Below are 18,126 nucleotides of genomic sequence, written 5' to 3' on the forward strand. Positions count from 1 at the left end.
TGACCTTGGTCACTCCTCTTGAGGGTAAATAGCCGTTCACCTAATGTGGTGAACGGCTATTTACCTGTTTGTCGAGGAGGGGGTGTCGATGTCGATCTCGCTCCCCCTACGCCTGCACGTGGCGGGTAGGTCCGCCTCCGCGCCGACGCGCTCGGCGTCCGGAACGAAGAAGGCGAGCGGACCGGCGGAGAAGAAGACGCGTAACCTGCGGCATCTCGTCTTCCCGGTTCTCGCGGTCGGTGCCGTCTTCCAGGCCATCATGCAGACCGTCATGGTCCCGCTCCTGCCGAGCATGCCGGGCTTCACCGGCGCCGGACCCACCGCCGTGTCGTGGCTGGTGACGAGCACCCTGCTGGTCGGTGCGGTGATGACGCCCATCTTCGGCCGTCTCGCCGACATGATCGGCAAGAAGCGGATGCTCCTCATCGCGTTCTCGCTCATGACCCTCGGCTCGCTGATCTGCGCGCTGACCTCGGACATCGGACTGCTCATCGTCGCCCGTGGCCTGCAGGGCGCCGGCGCGGCGGTGCTGCCGATCGGCATGGCGATCCTCCGCGAGGTCCTGCCCCGTGAGCACGTGGAGCGCTCGATCGCGATGCTCAGCTCCACCCTCGGCATCGGCACCGCGGTCGGCATCCCGTTCGCGGCCGCCATCGTCCAGTTCGCCGACTGGCACCTGCTCTTCTGGATCACCGCCGCCATCGGCGCCGGTGTCGCCCTCGCGGCGTGGATCGTCATCCCGGAATCGGACACCCGCACCGGCGGTCGCTTCGACGCCGTGGGCGCCGCCGGCCTGTCCGCCGCCCTGGTGTGCCTGCTCGTGCCCATCACCCAGGGCAGCACGTGGGGCTGGACGAGCCCCGCGGTGCTGCTCTCGTTCGCAGCGTCGGTGCTGCTGTTCGTGCTTTGGGGCGTGCAGCAGCTGCGCAACCGCAACCCGCTCGTCGACCTGCGTGTCTCGGCCCACCGTTCCGTCCTCGCGCCGCACCTGTCGGCACTGCTCGTCGGGTTCGCCTTCTACGGCAACACCCTCATCACCACGCAGCTTCTGCAGGCGTCGTCCGAGCACGGAGCCGGATACGACCTGACCATCCTCCAGGCCGCGGCCTGTCAGCTCGCCGCGAGCTTCGCGATGATGATCTTCGCGATCGTGGCCTCCCGGATTACCGAGCGTTTCGGACCCAAGATCACGATCATGACCGGCGCGGTCTTCCTGCTCGCCGGTTACAGCGTCCACGCGGTGCCCGGAAAACCGCTGGGGCTCGTGGTCGCCGCCATCTTCGTCGCGGCCATCGGCACGTCGCTCGTGTACTGCACGCTGCCGGTGCTCCTGCTCGGCGCGGTGCCGCTGTCGCAGAACGCCGCGGCGAACGGCGTCAACGTTCTGCTCCGCACCGTGGGCAGCACCGTCTGCAGCGCTGTCGTCGCCTCGGTGCTCGCGGCCCACACCCTCGCAGGCGGGCTCGGCATCGGCACGGCGGGCTTCGTGATCGCCTATCTCGTGTGCGCCGGCTGCGCCGTGGTCGTCTTCGTCTCGGGCTTCGCGCTCCCGTCGAAGCAGGCCCTGCGGCCGGTCGGGAACTGAGCCCGGCCCGCTCCTGCCGGAACAGTTACGGCCCCGCACCCCGGTGATGAAACCGGAATGCGGGGCCGCCCTCCTGTCCCCCAGGCCTGTCGGTGCGTCAGTGTTCGACGCCCAGATCGCTCGGACGGTAACCGAGGGGGTAACCCGGATACGTCCGGTTGGTGGCGTTGCCCGCCGACAGCGACACGCGTCTCTTCGGCAGTCGCCGCACGAACGCCGACCGTGCCCGCAGCGCGCCCTCGACGATCTCCGTCAGCTGCGGTGAGCTCTTCGGGAAACCGAACGCCGACGCCATGCGGTCGTCGATCAGCGCGAAGACGACCTTCTCGATGCCCTTGTTCAGCACCTTCGGGTACCACGACTGGAACAGTCGCAGCGTGTAGGTGCCGATGGCGTGGTTGTCGTCGCTGTAGGTGAACTTCTCGCGCTCGTATTCGAGCTTGAACCGGTGGAACTCCTGGAACGACTCCGGGATGTCCTTGATGCCCATCCGGATGCCCACCTGGCGGTAGAAGTAGAACGACGCCAGGCGCTCCTTCGGGTGCAGGCGACGCCACCCGTAGCGGTCGATCCAGTCGAGCGGGTCGTACACGAAGGTCGACAGGACGTACAGCATGTCGTCGTTGTCGATCGAGTACTTGCCGTGCATCCGGTTGATGTTGCGCAGCGACTCGCGTCCCCGCTCGGCGTCGTAGCCGTGCTCGACCAGCTCGGCCATCAGCAGCGCCGTGTCGTCGTACCGCTTCTGCGGCCGCTTCTCGAACTCGCCGGTGCGGGCGAGCAGCTCCGAGATGCTGGGCACGCAGTAGGTGCGGAAGAGGGCGAACTCGAGCGACCGCTGGTAGTCCCACGGGAACTCGTAACCGGCGGTGATCCGCACGATGTCCTGGTGCTGCGTGACCGGGTCGAGCTCCTCGATCACCTTGACCCAGCCCATCCGGCCACGCTTCGGGTGCGGGTCCCTGTTCGGGGGTGGGAACGTACCGGCCTTCTCGATACGTGCCTCGGGCTTCGCGACGACGGCGGCCTTCCGGCTGCGGGTACGCGGGGGAGTGGTCGTCATCGGCTCACCTTCCGTGCATGAACTCGAGCATCGCCTGCGAGATCTTCAGGTCGCGCTCCGGACGCTCGAGGCTCATGAGCTTGAGCGGCGAGCGGAACTTCGCCACCGTGACGGACTTGGGACGGCTGAACTCGCGCAGGCCGTCGGCGCCGTGGATGCGGCCGAAGCCGGACTCGCCGATGCCGCCGAAGGGCAACGAGGCGATGGCGGCGAAGCCGAGCACCGAGTTGACCGACACCATGCCGTTGCGCAGGCGCTCGGCGAGCTGACGGCCCTTCTTCTTGTTGCGCGTGAAGATCGACGCCCCGAGACCGTAGTCGGTGCCGTTCGCGCGTTCGACGGCCTCGTCGAGATCGCGGACCTTGTTGACGACGACCGTCGGGCCGAAGGTCTCCTCGCACACCGCGGCCGAGGTCTCGGGCACGTCGGTGAGAATGACGGGCTCGACGATGCGCTCCTGCACCGAATCGAGCCCGCCGAGGACGGCCTTGCCACCGGACTTCAGGGCGTCCTCGATGTGACTGCGCACGATGTCGACCTGGCGCGGAAGCGTCATGGGGCCGTAGGTGGAGTTCTCGTCGCCGCCCGGCTTCGCGCGCCGGACGGTGGCGGTGAGCTTGTCGAGGAACTCGCGGTAGACCGGCTCCTCGACGTAGATGCGCTCGACACCCGCGCAGGTCTGGCCGGCGTTACCGAACGCACCGAAGGCGGCGAACTCGACGGCCTCGTCGATGTTCGCGTCGGCCGCGACGATCATCGCGTCCTTGCCGCCGCATTCGGCGACGAGCGGGGTGAGCGACTCGGCGCACACCGCCATGACCTTGCGGGCGGTGGGGCCGGAGCCGGTGAAGGCGACCTTGTCGACACCCGAACGCACGAGCGTCGAACCCGTCTCACCGAGACCGGTGATCACCTGGAAGACCGGCTGGGTGGGGGCGATCGAGTTCCACTTGTCCTCGAGCCATTTCGCGACACCGGGAGTGAGCTCGCTCGGCTTGAAGACGACGGCGTTGCCGGCGGCCAGCGAGTAGGCGATCGAACCCATCGGGGTGTACACCGGGTAGTTCCAGGGGCCGATCACGCCGATGACACCGAGGGGCTTGTACTCGAGGGTCGCGGCCTGGTTGAAGCTCGCGACGCCCGAGGGCACCTTGCGAGGCTTGAGCACCTTCTTGGCGTTCTTGGCCGCCCAATCGAGGTGCTCGACCGCCAGCATGACTTCGAGGAAGGCGTCGCCGAAGGGCTTGCCGGTCTCCTTCGCCACCACCGATGCGAGCGAGGTCGCGTCGGACGCGATGGCCTTCTTGAACTCGAGGAGCCAGTCGCGGCGGCCGCGGAAGCCCTGCGCCTCCCACCAGCGAGCGGCGACGCGGGCGCGCTCGACGGCCGCGCCCACGGCGGCCTCGTCGGCGATCGGATACTCGGCGATCACCTCGCCGTTCCGGGGGTCGAGGCTGGCGAAGGTGTCGGTGTTCGCTGCCGTGGATGCCTTGTCCGAACTGCTCTTCGCGTTCTTCGGACTGGTGAGGTTCTGGGTCATGTTCGACACTTCCTGGTGGACCACATCACATATATTTGATGTGATAGCTGTAGTGGACATCACATTAGGCGTTCGCGGGCCAATTGGACAACCCCCGTGCGCAGTTGTCCGGATTCCTACAGGAGACACGATGGCGGCACCGACACGTAGCCCCGGGACAGCGGCGGATCACGCTGCGGCATCCCGACGTTCGGAGGGGGCCGTGCGGCGCCGTCCGCAGCTTTCCGACGAGGTGGCCGGCCACCTCCGCGGTTCGATCATGTCCGGCGCGTTGCGTCCGGGCGACTTCATCCGGCTCGACGAGACCGCGGTCGAACTCGGCGTCAGCGTCACCCCCGTCCGGGAGGCGCTGCTGACGCTGCGCGGGGAGGGGATGGTCGAATCCGCCCCGAACCGCGGCTACCGGGTCTCGCCTCTCACGCGCGGCGACATCGACGACATCTTCTGGCTGCAGGGACAGATCGCCGTCGAGCTCGCGCTCCGAGCGGTCGACCGTGCCACGCCGGCCGACCTCGAGCGTCTGGCCGAACTCAACGAGAGGCTGCGCATGCTCGTCGTCATTCCGGAGGGAGTGACACCCGACATCGAGCGGATCGCCGACGCGGAGTTCGACTTCCATCGCGAGCTCAACCGCATCGCCGACAGCCCCAAGCTCGCGTGGTTCCTCAACACCGCCGCGCGCACGATTCCGTACCGCCTCTACGCGCGGGACGCCGAGTGGGGAACGCTCGCCATCCGGTCGCACACGAAGCTGATCGAGGCGATCGCTGCGCAGGACCACAGCGAAGTGATCACGCAGACGCTGGTGCAGTTCGAGGACGCGGCCGCGCGGCTGGTCGCCCACCGTGAGCGAGCGGGTGTCGATTCGCCTTCCGGATAGGCACTTGCCTATCTGAGTACGGGTGTGCACAATTTGTATGACAGTGCTGCACCCGTACTTTCACCATCAGGAGACCTCCGATGACGACCCACGCCGAAGAGCGCGTCCCCGCCGTCACCACCGACGAACCGGAGGCGATCCCCGCTCCGCTTCCGGCGGGCTCGGTCGAACTGGCCGACTTCGTCGGTGAGTCGATGCTTCTGCTCGGAGCCGGTGCGACGGTCCTCCTGCAGCTGGCATCGCGCGGTGTCGGGTACGGCGTCGCCGATCACAGCTCCACCCTGCAGCGGCCGCTCGACCGGCTGCGCACCACGATGACCTACGTCTACGCGGTCACGCTCGGTACTCCCGAGGAGAAGAAGCAGATCGTCCGGATGGTCAACAAGGCGCACGTCCCGGTGCGTTCGGAGACCTACAACGCCTTCGATCCCGAACTCCAGTTGTGGGTCGCGGCAACGCTGTACCGCAACGGTGTCGACATGTACCGGCGGATGTTCGGGCCTCTCACCGATGCCGACATCGAACGCATCTACCGCCAGTCCGCGGTCTACGGCACGGCTCTGCAGGTCAAGGACGACATGTGGCCGAAGACGCGGGAGGAATTCGACAGGTACTGGGACGAGATGATCGCGACCTTCGAGGTCGACCGGAAGGTGCGTTCCTTCACCCGCAATCTCCTCACCGGCGGCGACGCCCCGCTTCCCGTTCGCGCCCTCATGCCGCTGCAGCGCTTTATGACGATCGGCCTTCTCCCGCAACGCATGCGCGACGAATTCGCGCTGCCGTGGAGCCCGCGCGACCAGCGGCGCTTCGACCTGTTCTGGAAGGTGGTCCCGCCGATCTACCGCGCGGTGCCCAGGCCGATCCGCCAGCTGTCGGCCACCTACTACCTCAACGACATGCGCCGCCGGATGAAGGCGCACGGACACGTCATCTGAGTTCTCCAGCGAGAACGCCGAGTGGCCGGACGTACGTCCGGCCACTCGGCGTTTCCCGTCCGACGATCACACGGCGCTGTCGCGTTCGAGACCGAACCAGTAGTGCTCGCCGTCGTCGAACACCAGCGAACCCTTGCCGTTCATCACCCCGACGACGGTGTCGTCGTCGACCTTCTTGAAGTGGTCGAAGACCGGCATGCCGTCGTAGACCATCGTCGCCGTCACCTCACCGCGGAAGACGATCTCCCACAGGCTCGCCTCGCCGCGTCCGGTCTTCGTGTCGGAGAACAACTCGCCGTCCTCGCCGTAGCACACGAGCGGCTGGACCTCGGACACCGACGCGAACGTCTTTCCGTACCACCGCGACGTGCCGAGCAGCGTATGGGTGCGGTGCCCGGTGTCGAAACTGAAGCCCTTCCACCGGTATCCGACGAGATCGTCGATGCGTGCCGGAGCGAGATGCTCCCAGAGGGCATCGAGTTCGCGAGGATCGATCCGGTCGGTGCGGGCGCGCAGTTCCTCGAGTCGCTGGACGACGTTCATGTGTTCCCCTGGATGTCGAAGGTGAGTACGGCTTTGACGACCTCGCCGGAGGTGACAGCGGCGAGAGCGTCGTCGAGTTTCGTGAAATCGAAGGTCTGCACGAGTTCGTCGACGGGGAAACGCCCGTCGCGCCACAGCGCGGCCAGCTCGGGAAGGAACCGGTGGGGATCGACGTCGCCCTCGATGACTCCGGTCAGCGTGCGACCGGACAACAGATGGGTCTGGTCGATCGAGACGGGATTGCGGCCGGCACGCAGTCCGAGGGTGGCGCAGACACCGGGACTGGTCAGAGACGACAGTGCCTGCCGGATCACGGATTCGGTGCCCACGGCCTCCACCGCGTAGTCGGCACCACCGCCGGTGAGACGACGCAGATGGCGTCCGAGGTCGTCGTGATCGTCGGGGGAGAGGACCTCGGTGGCCCCGAGCGATCGCGCGACGCCGTGCCGTCGCGGATTCGGGTCGACGCCGATGATGCTCTCGCACCCGGCGATACGCGCTGCCATCACCGCGGCCGTGCCGACGGCGCCGAGACCGAAGACGACGATCGTCGACCCCTGTTCCGGTCGCAACACCTCGAGAACGGTTCCGGCGCCGGTCGCCAGGCCGCACCCGAGCGGACCCGCCAGTGCCACCGGAACATCCGCCGGCAGACGCACGGCGTTGCGTTCGGTGGCCACGACGAGCGAGGAGAACGACGACTGTCCGAACCAGTTGCCGTGCACCGGTGCTCCGTCGGCGTCGCGGAGCACGGCCGAGCCGTCGGTGCGCACACCGCTGTAGTTGAGCGGGGCGAATCGCGTGCAGTAGGCGTGCCGTCCCCGGGCGCAGTTGCGGCACGTGCGGCACGAGTCGAATCCGAGGACGACTCGGTCGCCGACCGCGAGAGCGGTGACCGCCGAGCCCACTTCGGTGACGACTCCGGCACCCTCGTGTCCCAGTACGACGGGCGTCGGGACGGGAACGCCGCCCGCGGCGGCGGTGAGGTCGGTGTGGCAGATCCCGACCCCGTGGATCTGTACGAGCACTTCCTCGTCGCGCAGTTCGGGCACGGTCACGGTCTCGAGCCGCAGCGGTGCACCGTACTCGCGGAGTACCGCTGCGGTCGCGGTGCGGGTCATCCCACCGCCTCCGGCGAACCGGTGTCGCCGAGCAGCACCGAGAGCATCAGCTGCTGCACCCTGCGCTGCCGGGAGGGGGTGGGCAGGAAGTGCACGAGGTTGCCGGTGTCGAGCACGAGGTTGAGCGCGGCGTGCACGAGGAAGCGGCATTCGACGGCGGGCAGCTCGGGGCGGAGCTCCCCGACCAGACGGGCCCATTCCTCGATGTTGAGCCGCTGGATGTTCCGCAGGTCGCTGCGATGATGCGCGGGCAGGTTGCCGACCTCGGCGAAGTACACCGACATCAGTTCGCTGTTCTCGAACGACATCCGGACATACGCCTCGGTGAGGACGTCGAGGGCCTGCGCGGAGGTCGTCGAGTCGGCGAGCGCTTCGCCGATGATCATCGCGACGCGATCACCGGCCCGGTGGAAGGCGGCGGCGAGCAGATCGGCCTTGCTCGCGAAGTGACGGTAGACGCCGGACGCGTTGATACCTGCCGCAGCACCGATCTCCTCGATGCTCACCTCGTGATAGCCCCGGGCGTCGAAGAGCAGCACGGCCTCGTGCAGGAGGACCTCACGCTTGTTCGCCACGGACAGCCCACCCGGCTCGGGAGTCGGTGCGGGTTCGTCGATGTCGGGCACCAGATCGGTTGCTGCGACCGCTGTGCACGCGTCGAGCAGGAGCTGCTGCAGGCGCCGGTTGGACAGCGGGACGCGGTGAGTGGTGATGGAGCCGATGACGCTGAGCATCGCGCTGCTGAGCAGCACGTAGTCGTCGTCGGTGAGATCGGGCCGCAGCCGCGCGACCGTGCGGGCGAGATGGCGGTTGAGTGCCCGCATCTTCGAGCGGATCTCACTGTGGTCCTCACCCGTGAGGTAGCGGCGTTCCCAGCGGTACAACCCGCCCGTCCGGCGGTTCTCGATCGTGGTGCGGATGAGCGCGAGGAGTTTGCGTTCGAGCTCCTCGGCGGCGTCGAGTCCGGTGCCGTTCGCTCCGCTCTGTTCGTCGAACTCCGCGAGGGCGGAGCCGAGGGCGTCGGCGAGGGTGACCACGGCATGGTGGAACAGGGCGTACTTGTTCGGGAAGTGCCGGTACAGGGCGGGGCCGGAGATGCCGACGGCAGTGGCGATCTCGTCGATGCTCACGCCGTGGTAGCCGCGTTCGCTGAACGCCTCGGCCGCGACCGTGGCGATCTGTGCCTTGCGGTTCTTCGGCCGGCGCCGCACGGTGGGGGTCGGGGTGCCGGTCTTCGCGGCTGTGCGTGCCCCGACCTGCGCTTGTTCGGGCACCCTGCCTCCTCGTCGTGGATCCTGTTTCCTGCCGCGATGTCGCGGTGAATGTTCGTCGGCCTCAAAGGTAACAGTCGCACCCCCTGCGAAGAAACACTACTTTCGGGTAAGAATCGCCAAAACTGCAGGACAGAACGTATTGACAAACCAGCACCCAGACCGCAAAGTTAACACCAATTCTTCAGCTGCGTCACCGCTGGGCGCATACGGAACCGTCACGACAGCGGCACTTTTCGAAGGACCGAGGAGGACTCGTGAGAACCCGATTCACCGAGATTTTCGGGGTGGAGCATCCCATCGTCCAGGGCGGCATGATGTGGGTCGGCCGCGCCGAACTCGTGGCCGCCGTGGCGGAGGCGGGGGCGCTCGGCTTCATCACCGCATTGACCCAGCCCACCCCGGAGGATCTCGTCCGCGAGATCGAACGGACGCGCGAACTCACCGACAAGCCGTTCGGCGTCAACCTCACGATCCTGCCGTCGATCAATCCGCCGCCGTACGCCGAGTACCGCCAGGCGATCATCGACTCGGGCGTGAAGATCGTCGAGACCGCCGGCTTCAACCCGGCCGACCACCTGCCGCACTTCAAGGACGCCGGCATCAAGGTGATCCACAAGTGCACGAGCGTGCGGCACGCGGTCAAGGCCGAGCGCATCGGCGTGGACGCTGTGAGCATCGACGGCTTCGAGTGCGCCGGGCACCCGGGTGAAGACGACGTCCCGGGCCTGATCCTCATCCCCGCCGCGACGAGCAAGCTCGGCATCCCCGTCATCGCCTCGGGTGGCATCGCCGATTCCCGTGGGCTCGTGGCGGCACTCGCGCTCGGCGCCGACGGCGTCAACATGGGCACCCGCTTCATGTGCACGGTCGAATCGCCCGTGGCCCACGAGGTCAAGGAGCAGATCGTCCGCAACACCGAACTCGACACGAAGCTCATCTTCCGCACGCTGCGCAACACCGCTCGTGTCGCCACCAACGCGGTGAGCGAAGAGGTCGTCGAGATCGAATCGCGCGGAGCCGAATTCGGCGACATCGCCCACCTGGTCGCCGGAGCGCGCGGCCGCAAGGTCTTCGAGGACGGAGACCTCGACGCCGGCATCTGGACGGCCGGACAGAGCCAGGGGCTCATCCACGACATCCCCACCGTCGGTGAACTGGTCGACCGCATGGTCACCGAAGCGGAGGCCATCATCACGGGCCGCCTGAACGACATCGCCGGTGCCGACCGGGCGGTGCGCGCATGACCTCGACCACCACCGAGGGCCTGCGGTCCGAACTCGCCGACGGCATCCTGCGACTGACCATCACGCGTCCGCGCCGGATGAACGCGATCGACCTGACCACGATGAAGACGCTGAGCGAGGCCGTGAAGGCGGCCGGCGACGACGAACGCGTCCGTACGATCGTCGTCACCGGTGAGGGATCGGCGTTCTGCACGGGTGCGGATCTGGCTGCGGGAGCAGCGGATCCACAGGACCCCGGTGTCGTCATGGACACCGCCAACGAACTGGTCCGGACGATCGCATCCGTCCCCGTGCCCGTCATCGCGGCGGTCAACGGTCCCGCCGCGGGCGTCGGCGTCTCGATCGCCCTCGCGGCCGATCTCACCTACGCGGCCGAGAGCGCGTACTTCCTGCTCGCCTTCGTCAACATCGGACTGATGCCCGACGGCGGCGCGAGCCTGCTGGTTCCGGCCGCGATCGGGCGGGCCCGGGCCGCCGAGATGGCACTGCTCGGTGAGCGGGTGTCCGCGCAGGACGCCGACCGGTTCGGGTTGGTGGCCCGCACCCTGCCCGACGCCGAACTCGCCGCACACGTCGACGCCGTCGCCTCGCGGACCGCATCCGGCCCGCGACGTGCCCTGGAACTGACGAAGCGGGCCCTCAACGCCTCGACGCTCGGCGAACTCGACGCGGCGCTCGCGCGGGAGAAGGACGGTCAGGTCGAACTCCTCGGCTCCGCCGACTTCGCGGAGGGTGCCATGGCGATGCTGGAGAAGCGTCCCGCCCGCTTCGCCTGACCGGACGATCCTTCCCGGGGCATGGTTCTCGGGGGGATCGACAAGGAACTTCCCGGACGGGAGCAGGGACTGACGTGCCGTCGGAACACCCGCTCCCGTCCGGTGAACCCAACGCTCGACCAGTATTTTCTGCCTCGTTCACCCGTTCTCGCTCGGCGTCGACGCCTGGAGCGAGTCGGTCCGTATTCGCGGAATCTCCGTTAACAAAAGCTCTGGCCCAATCCGTTCCGGGCCTGTAATGTGCCTCACACATCGACGGCTCGGCACAGGCCGTGCCCGCACTCCCGCCCCGTCACGAGAGGATCATCGATGGTTCCCCCCTCTGTCGTTTCCGAAGCGGTCGGCTCCGACGCCACCCGCTTCCGCAGCAACAACTGGAACAATCAGGTGGCGCGCCACGCCCTGATGATTCCCGATCGCACGGCCTTCCGATTCCGCGGCGAGACCATCACCTGGTCGCAGTTGAATACGCGTGTCGAGAAGCTCGCCGATGCACTCTCGCGTCGCGGCATCGGCTTCGGCGACCGCGTCATCATCCTCATGCTCAACCGTCCGGAGTACGTCGAGATCGTGCTCGCGGCCAACGCCCTCGGTGCCATCGCCGTGCCGGTGAACTTCCGCCTCACCGCACCCGAGGTCGCCTTCCTCGTGGGTGATTCCGGCGCGAAGGCGATCGTCGCGGAGGGGCCGCTCGTCCCGCTCGCCGCCGCCGCGCGTGGCCAGGCGGAGGGCATCGAACTGTCCATCACGGTCGGAGTCGAGCCGGAAGGCGACTCGCTCTCCTACGAGGCACTCGTCGCCGAAGAGGGCGAACCCCACCCGCCGGTGGAGATCCCGAACGACACGCCCGCGCTCATCATGTACACCTCGGGCACGACGGGCCGGCCCAAGGGCGCCGTGCTCACCCACTCCAATCTCGAAGCGCAGTCGCTCACCTGCATCCGGGCCTTCCGCCTGTTCGACGAATCGGGCATCGGTTTCTGCGCGTCGCCGATGTTCCACATCGCGGCCCTCGGCTCGATCGCGCCGAGCCTGATGCTCGGCACGCCCACCGTCATCCACCCGGTCGGCGCTTTCGACCCGGAGGAACTGCTCGACGTGCTCGAGGCCGAGAACGTCACCAGCCTGTTCCTCGTGCCGGTGCAGTGGCAGGCGATGTGTGCCGCGCAGCAGGCCAAGCCGCGGAAGCTGAAGCTGCGCAACATCTCCTGGGGTGCGGCACCGAGCTCCGACACGATCCTGCGGGCCATGGCGGAGACCTTCCCCGACGCCTTCAACGTGGCGGTCTTCGGCCAGACCGAGATGTCGCCCATCACCTGTGTGCTCGACGGCGACGACGCCATCCGCAAGCTCGGCTCCGTGGGCCGGGTCATCCCCACCATCCAGGCGCGTGTGGTCGACGACGAGATGAACGACGTCGCCCCTGGCGAGGTCGGCGAGATCGTCTACCGCGGTCCCACCATGATGCGCGAGTACTGGAACAACCCCACCGCCACCAGCGAAGCGTTCTACGGCGGATGGTTCCACTCCGGCGACCTCGTGCGCGTGGACGAAGAGGGCTTCGTCTACGTCGTCGACCGCAAGAAGGACATGATCATCTCGGGCGGCGAGAACATCTACTGCGCCGAGGTCGAGAACGTCCTGTTCGGGCATCCCAAGGTGCTCGAGGCCGCGGTCATCGGTCGCCCCGACGCGAAGTGGGGCGAGGTGCCCGTCGCCGTCGTCGCGCTGAAGCCCGGCAACGACGACCTCACCCTCGACGAGCTCCAGCCGTACCTGAACGAGCACCTCGCGCGGTACAAGCACCCCAAGGAGGTCGTGATCGTCGACGCCCTGCCGCGCAACGCGAGCGGCAAGGTCGTCAAGGGTGAGCTCCGCGGCGGTCTCCCCGCCGTTACCCAGGGCTGATCCCCGGCGCACTCCTCGTACGAACGAACGGGGACCGGACCACTACGGTCCGTGTCCCCGTTCGTCGTCGTTCGGCGGCGGATCGGTGAGGCCGCGTCGGGAGAACCGTTGAACTACTGGAAGAAGTTGTTGGAAGGACTGGGCGGATGACACCGACCGATGCCCCCACCGGGAACGACACCGAATCCGCAGCGGAGTCGCGCGATGCTGTTGCGATCACCCGTTCCGGCGCGGGCCGGTGGGTCACCGCCGCGGTCGTCGTGGTGCTGCTCGCGGCCGCCGGTTTCTTCGGATTCCGTTGGTGGCAGGCCGAACAGGACGCCGCGCTGTGCGACGACGCGATCGCGCAGGCCCGCGAGTACGCAGTGGCCCTCGGCACCTACGACTACCGCTCGTTCGACGACAACCTCACCGCCGTGACGTCCAACGCCACCGAGGAATTCGCCTCCCGGTACGAGGAGGTCGCCGGAGACCTGCGAGAACTCGTCGCGAACGGGGAGGGCACGTCGGCGGCGCGTGCCGAGCATGCCGGTCTCGAGAGCTTCGACGGCGATGTCGCGACGGTGCTGGTCTTCCTCGATCAGGACGTGAAGAACGTCGTCGTACCGGAGGGACGCACCGACGCGACCCGCTTCGTCATCACGTTGAAGCGGGTCGACGACCGGTGGTTGCTCGACGGGGCCGACGCGCGGTAGCGCGGGCCCGGCTCCGTCGTAGCGGAACATCGAGCGTGCCGGGAGCGGTCAGGCCTCGGTGAGCGTCTTCGATGCCGTGTCATCCGGACTCGCATCGGCCTCGCGCGGGACGGTGAAGGTCGCAGCGACAGAGGCGATCGCGACGACGAAGCACGCCACGGTATACCACAGGCTGCCGATCGGGTCGCCTGCCTCGGTGACCCCGTCGACGGCGGAGAACCAGTCGGGCAGAGCGCTGATCCACAGCACGGCCATCACGGCGAGATAGGCGATGGCGTACCAGCGGACGAGGTCGTTCGAATAGAGCCGATCGGTGGGTGTGTTCCGCAGCCGGGACCACTGGCGCGAGAGCACGTAGATCGCCACGATCGACAGGATCACGAGTTCGGCCGCGTAGATCGTCGCCCGAACCGTCGTGCTGCCCATGCCGATCACGGTCGCCGGCGCCGGGAGGATCACCACACCCACGGACGCGAGAAGTCCGACGGTGATCGTGCGCCAGGTCAGTTCGAGGCCGCCGAAGGTGCGCCCCGCGTCGATGTGCCGGCCGACGAAGAACTGCGCGCAGAATGCCAGCGACATCGGCCACAGGGCGGCGAAGACCACGACGCTCGGGAGCGGAACGGAGTCGAAGAAGGGCTGGTTGATCGGGTTGTCGAGCGACCACTCCCACCACCGCAGCTGCGGTCCGAGGTGATCGAAGATCTCGTAGAAGGCGTGGTGGACGAAGCCCACGCAGACGGCGCCGACGACGGTGCCGTACTGCCGGAACACCCCGAGCATCCGGACGATTTCGAACGCGATCGTCGCCATCATCGGGTAGATGGCGATGATGTACAGCGGCAGACGTCCCCACATGAACTCGACGGTGAACACGTTGTGCGCGAACATCGTGTCGAGGTAGTCCTCCACGCCGAAGGCGTCGGGGAAGTACAGCAGCGGTTCGATGATGAACAGGAACGCGAGCGTACCGAGCCAGACGACGAGGTTCGTGGCGTCACCGGTGCGCCGCAGCCGGACGATCGCGTACACGAGCATCAGCACCGCCCCGAGCACGATGGTCGCCTCGAGGACGGGCAGCGTCCAGTTCTCCAGCGCGAACGGACTGCGCAGTTCGAAGATCCCACCGGCTTCGTCGCACGAGAATCCGAGGCGGGTCGAGAGGTTCTCGAAGGTGGGCGAGCACAGATCGGACATCAGTTGTTCCTCCCGCCCACGGTTTCCGCCGTGTACCACTGCGAGACGTCGTAGCCTTCGTCGAATCGGCGGAACCACACGTCGGCGAGCGCCGGCAGCTTCTCGTGGTCGGGATTGTGCTTGGGCATCTGGCTGCGGACGATGCCCACCAGCGCGACGAGCTGTTCGCCGAGCGGCAGGACGTCGAAGGCGCGCGGCATCGGGCCGTGGTCCTCGTACCGCAGGAACGGCAACCGGCGCCGCAGGTTCTGCTTGCGGCGGTACGACGCGAACATCGACATCGCGTCGATCTTCCGTTCCTCCAGCGGCACATGCTTGTTGAATCCCTCGCATGCGATGGCGATGACGTCGAGCACGTGCTTGAACACCGAGGGGGCCTGACGCATGCGGTACAGATCGCTGCCGACCACCGCGTCGAAGATGATGAGCGCCGAACTGCGGTGTTCGACCTCCTCGACGAAATGCCAGATGAACAACGACGCGACCCGGTCGTCGCCGGGGCGGAAGAGAGCCGAGTCGTTGTCGAGCATGAGCTTGAAGACGGGGGTGAAGGTCGCCTCGAGGTCGGCGGTGTACGCGAGGCGGTACTCGGCGGAGGTCTCGGCGGTGAGCTTGTCGAAGGCGCCGATGACGTCGTCGAGCGTCTCCTGCAGTCCCGGATAGCTCTTGATCAGACCCTTCACGTGTTGCCGGTGGGCGGTGGAGTGCTGCCCCTCCTGGTACATGAAGGCGTTGGCCTCTTCGAGGACCTCGGGATCGGTGATGCGCGGGGTGATCTCACGGATCATGTTCACGATCATCTTCTCGAAACCGATCGCGAGGAACGAGACGGCGTTGGCCATGCTCGAGAAGGCCGGATTCTCCTCGTTCCACAGGAACGGCACGTCGTAATCCGCGAATGCGAAGCGCATCTTGCGGACCTGCAGGTTCGTCATGGGGCGGTACCTCGTCTCGTCGACACCGGGCTGGTTGTGGACCTGGTTGGGACACGGTTGGGGAGGACCTCGGAAGAGCCGGGAGGCCCCGATCGGCGTGACCATACACGAAATGCGTCATGTGTATGATAGGTGTCCCATCCGCTCACGGGAGTCCGTTTCGGACCACATCCACCGAGGTCGGCCGTGTTACCGTCGGGCCCTCTCCAGGCGACGGTTCGAGGAAGCGCGAAGTGGCACGTAGACGTGGGTGGGGCGGGAGTCCTCCCGCCGACGACGAAGAGGCGTCGCAGCGGATCGTTGCCGCTGCCGTCGACCTGATCGACCGGACCGGCGCGGAGATCAGCATCGCCGACGTGGCCCAGTCCCTCGGCGTGATCCGCCAGACGGTCTACCGCTACTTCCCGAGCGCCGACGCCCTCATGCGCGCGGCCGCCATCGCATCGGTCGAAGGGTTCCTGGAACGACTGACCCGGCAGGTCGCGGGCCTCGACGATCCGGTCGAGGCCATGACCGAAGGCGTGGTCTACACGCTCGCGGAGGTGCGTCGCACCCCGCACCTCGGCATCCTGCTGTCGAGCACCTACTCGAACCCGCATCCCGAGGAGATCGCGTCGGAAGAGGCGTGGATGTTCGGCATGGCGATGATCAAGCGGTTCGACGTCGACTGGGAGAAACACGGCTACGACGACGACTCCCTCGCGGAATTGGTCGAATACGTGCTGCGCACGATGCAGTCGTTCTTCGTCTCACCGGGAACGCCGCCACGCTCCGACGACGATCTGCGCCGCTACCTGCGGCGATGGATGGGGACGGCGATCCTCGCCCAGCGCGGGTGGGATCCCGACAACCCCGCGGAGGGCGACCGTTCTCCCGTAGAGTCCGGTTCGTGACGAGCGACGAGCAGCAGATCAGGCGTGCCGATCGCACACGCGACGGCGACCCGCAGAACATTCCCCGCCCGCTGGAGGGTGAAGCCGACCGCATGGTGGTGGAGACGACCTGGGGTGAGGTGCAGCCACTGCAGGTGGCGGCGGGCGTGGCGACCGTCGGTGAACTCGAGGTGATCGAACTGCTCGACCGGGGCGCTGCGCTCGTCGACACGCGGGTGCCCGATTCCCGGAGCGGAGTGAGCCTCCCCGGCGCCGTGAACATCCCGCACGACGACATCGTCGAGAGGAAGGGCGAGCTCGACACCGCCCGGACGACGATCGTCTTCTGCAACGGTCCCCAGTGCCCTCAGTCGCCCGATGCGATCCGGAAGCTGATCGATGCCGGATATCCCGCGTCCGCGCTCGCCTACTACCGCGGAGGGCTGCACGACTGGGCGACTCTGGGCTTCCCCCTCGCCTCGGTCTGACCGGGTCGCGGAAAAGGCTTGCGTTCGCACTGTGACGTAGCTAACATCGAAGGTGCGAATCGAGCTTATAAGACGTCCGCGGACGACAGAGAGAAGCTCGTGAAGCAGAGATCCGGCCCGGAGAACGCGTAAAGCGAATCACCGGGCCGAACCCCTGTTCAGGGGAGGATTCGCGGTCGAATCCCGGGTCGGTACCGATCACCGCGACTACAGAAGGGGACGGGGTGGGGGAGCGCATCACGACCGTCGAGAGGGACGGACTCCGGTTCGACATCCGCGACGACGGGCCGATCGACGGCGAACCCATCGTTCTTCTGCACGGATTCCCGCAGGACTCCCGATCCTGGGAGGCGGTCGCACCTCACCTGCACGCCGCGGGGTATCGCACCTTCGCCCCGGATCAGCGCGGCTACTCGCCCGGTGCCCGACCACCCCGCCGCCGTGACTACAGCCTCGACCTGCTCGTCGACGACGTCGCGGCGCTCATCGAATCGGTGCCCGGTGGTCGCGCGCACGTCGTCGGCCACGACTGGGGGTCCGCCGTCGCGTGGGCGCTCGCGGAGCAGCGTCCCGATCTCGTCCGCACCATGACGGCGGTGTCCGTTCCGCATCCGGCGGCGTTCATGCGCTCGTTCGTCACCAGCGGTCAGCTGCTGCGCTCGTGGTACATGCTCGTCTTCCAGCTGCCCTGGATCCCGGAGACCCTGCTGAGCAGGGAGAAGGTCGCGCGGCAGTTGCTGCACGGCACCGGCCAGCCGTCCGCCGCCACCGACCGCGATGTCGCGCGGTTGAAGGACCGCGCCGCGGTGCGGGCCGGCATCAACTGGTATCGGGCGGTGCCCCTGTCGAATCCGAAGTCGTCCTTCGGGAAGATCACCGTGCCCGCACTCATGGTGTGGAGCGACAAGGACACTGCGATCGGATCCGCCGGGGTCGACGCGACCGCCCGCTACGTCAGTGGGCCGTACCGACGGGAAACGCTCGTCGGCACGAGCCACTGGATTCCCGACGAGGAGCCGGAGAAGCTCGCGCGGCTGGTCCTCGAACACATCGCCGCGCACGGCTGA

General features: G+C 67.3%; 17 protein-coding genes. 10 read left to right on the forward strand and 7 right to left on the reverse strand.

Annotated elements, in window-relative coordinates; translation table 11 throughout:
- The first annotated feature begins 88 nt into the window (after nt 1–88).
- Nucleotides 89–1,585, forward strand: a complete 1,497-nt coding sequence (locus ACNJ7K_RS18090; protein WP_225623697.1) for an MFS transporter — start codon at nt 89–91, stop codon at nt 1,583–1,585.
- Nucleotides 1,586–1,682: 97 nt separating this feature from the next.
- Here ACNJ7K_RS18090 and ACNJ7K_RS18095 read toward each other — a convergent pair whose 3' ends face one another.
- Together ACNJ7K_RS18095 and ACNJ7K_RS18100 are read right to left on the reverse strand one after the other, a co-directional pair.
- Nucleotides 1,683–2,648, reverse strand: a complete 966-nt coding sequence (locus ACNJ7K_RS18095; protein WP_159416906.1) for an oxygenase MpaB family protein — start codon at nt 2,646–2,648, stop codon at nt 1,683–1,685.
- A 4-nt stretch (nt 2,649–2,652) separates the two neighbouring features.
- Nucleotides 2,653–4,188, reverse strand: coding sequence for an aldehyde dehydrogenase family protein (locus tag ACNJ7K_RS18100; protein ID WP_159416905.1), 1,536 nt, complete (start codon nt 4,186–4,188; stop codon nt 2,653–2,655).
- 130 nt (nt 4,189–4,318) lie between these two features.
- Between ACNJ7K_RS18100 and ACNJ7K_RS18105 the strand changes: the two genes are divergently transcribed.
- The gene (locus tag ACNJ7K_RS18105; RefSeq protein WP_225623698.1) at nt 4,319–5,068 is read left to right on the forward strand and encodes a GntR family transcriptional regulator; all 750 of its coding nucleotides are present in this window, start codon (nt 4,319–4,321) and stop codon (nt 5,066–5,068) included.
- Nucleotides 5,069–5,148: 80 nt separating this feature from the next.
- Nucleotides 5,149–6,006, forward strand: coding sequence for an oxygenase MpaB family protein (locus tag ACNJ7K_RS18110; protein WP_159416904.1), 858 nt, complete (start codon nt 5,149–5,151; stop codon nt 6,004–6,006).
- Nucleotides 6,007–6,072: 66 nt separating this feature from the next.
- Here the strand turns inward: ACNJ7K_RS18110 and ACNJ7K_RS18115 are convergent, their stop codons facing one another.
- The 3 genes from ACNJ7K_RS18115 to ACNJ7K_RS18125 are packed head-to-tail and all read right to left on the reverse strand — an operon-like array spanning nt 6,073 to nt 8,944.
- Nucleotides 6,073–6,549 (reverse strand): DUF4334 domain-containing protein, encoded by a 477-nt coding sequence (locus tag ACNJ7K_RS18115; protein WP_120281186.1) that lies wholly within the window; start codon nt 6,547–6,549, stop codon nt 6,073–6,075.
- Nucleotides 6,546–7,670 (reverse strand): NAD(P)-dependent alcohol dehydrogenase, encoded by a 1,125-nt coding sequence (locus ACNJ7K_RS18120; protein WP_159416903.1) that lies wholly within the window; start codon nt 7,668–7,670, stop codon nt 6,546–6,548. Before ACNJ7K_RS18120 ends, ACNJ7K_RS18115 begins: the two co-directional genes overlap by 4 nt.
- Nucleotides 7,667–8,944 carry a TetR/AcrR family transcriptional regulator gene (locus ACNJ7K_RS18125; protein WP_159416902.1) on the reverse strand — a complete coding sequence of 426 codons (1,278 nt, stop codon included), beginning with the start codon at nt 8,942–8,944 and terminating at the stop codon, nt 7,667–7,669. Before ACNJ7K_RS18125 ends, ACNJ7K_RS18120 begins: the two co-directional genes overlap by 4 nt.
- 254 nt (nt 8,945–9,198) lie before the next feature.
- Here ACNJ7K_RS18125 and ACNJ7K_RS18130 point away from each other — a divergent pair, with 254 nt between their 5' ends.
- The 4 genes from ACNJ7K_RS18130 (at nt 9,199) to ACNJ7K_RS18145 (ending at nt 13,567) form a co-directional block, all read left to right on the forward strand.
- Entirely contained in the window at nt 9,199–10,188 is a 990-nt protein-coding gene (locus tag ACNJ7K_RS18130) for an NAD(P)H-dependent flavin oxidoreductase (protein ID WP_120281189.1), read from the forward strand.
- Entirely contained in the window at nt 10,185–10,964 is a 780-nt protein-coding gene (locus ACNJ7K_RS18135; protein WP_159416901.1) for an enoyl-CoA hydratase, read from the forward strand. The genes ACNJ7K_RS18130 and ACNJ7K_RS18135 overlap by 4 nt, the downstream gene beginning before the upstream one ends.
- Before the next feature lie 309 nt (nt 10,965–11,273).
- Nucleotides 11,274–12,872, forward strand: a complete 1,599-nt coding sequence (gene fadD5 / locus ACNJ7K_RS18140) for a fatty-acid--CoA ligase FadD5 (protein WP_159416900.1) — start codon at nt 11,274–11,276, stop codon at nt 12,870–12,872.
- 146 nt (nt 12,873–13,018) lie between these two features.
- On the forward strand, nt 13,019–13,567 hold the full coding sequence (locus ACNJ7K_RS18145) for a hypothetical protein (RefSeq protein ID WP_159416899.1): 549 nt from the start codon (nt 13,019–13,021) through the stop codon (nt 13,565–13,567).
- A 48-nt stretch (nt 13,568–13,615) separates the two neighbouring features.
- Here the strand turns inward: ACNJ7K_RS18145 and ACNJ7K_RS18150 are convergent, their stop codons facing one another.
- Complete coding sequence (locus ACNJ7K_RS18150; protein WP_159416898.1) at nt 13,616–14,764, reverse strand: DUF7802 domain-containing protein; 1,149 nt, start codon at nt 14,762–14,764, stop codon at nt 13,616–13,618.
- Nucleotides 14,764–15,699 carry a metal-dependent hydrolase gene (locus tag ACNJ7K_RS18155; RefSeq protein WP_159416897.1) on the reverse strand — a complete coding sequence of 312 codons (936 nt, stop codon included), beginning with the start codon at nt 15,697–15,699 and terminating at the stop codon, nt 14,764–14,766. Before ACNJ7K_RS18155 ends, ACNJ7K_RS18150 begins: the two co-directional genes overlap by 1 nt.
- 233 nt (nt 15,700–15,932) lie before the next feature.
- Here ACNJ7K_RS18155 and ACNJ7K_RS18160 point away from each other — a divergent pair, with 233 nt between their 5' ends.
- The 3 genes from ACNJ7K_RS18160 (at nt 15,933) to ACNJ7K_RS18170 (ending at nt 18,126) form a co-directional block, all read left to right on the forward strand.
- The gene (locus tag ACNJ7K_RS18160; RefSeq protein WP_060653889.1) at nt 15,933–16,592 is read left to right on the forward strand and encodes a TetR/AcrR family transcriptional regulator; all 660 of its coding nucleotides are present in this window, start codon (nt 15,933–15,935) and stop codon (nt 16,590–16,592) included.
- Complete coding sequence (locus ACNJ7K_RS18165) at nt 16,589–17,059, forward strand: rhodanese-like domain-containing protein (protein ID WP_120281195.1); 471 nt, start codon at nt 16,589–16,591, stop codon at nt 17,057–17,059. The genes ACNJ7K_RS18160 and ACNJ7K_RS18165 overlap by 4 nt, the downstream gene beginning before the upstream one ends.
- A 224-nt stretch (nt 17,060–17,283) precedes the next feature.
- Complete coding sequence (locus tag ACNJ7K_RS18170; protein ID WP_159416896.1) at nt 17,284–18,126, forward strand: alpha/beta fold hydrolase; 843 nt, start codon at nt 17,284–17,286, stop codon at nt 18,124–18,126.

The sequence above is a fragment of the Rhodococcus shunpengi genome, from assembly GCF_048381395.1.
In the GTDB taxonomy this organism is placed as follows: domain Bacteria; phylum Actinomycetota; class Actinomycetes; order Mycobacteriales; family Mycobacteriaceae; genus Rhodococcus.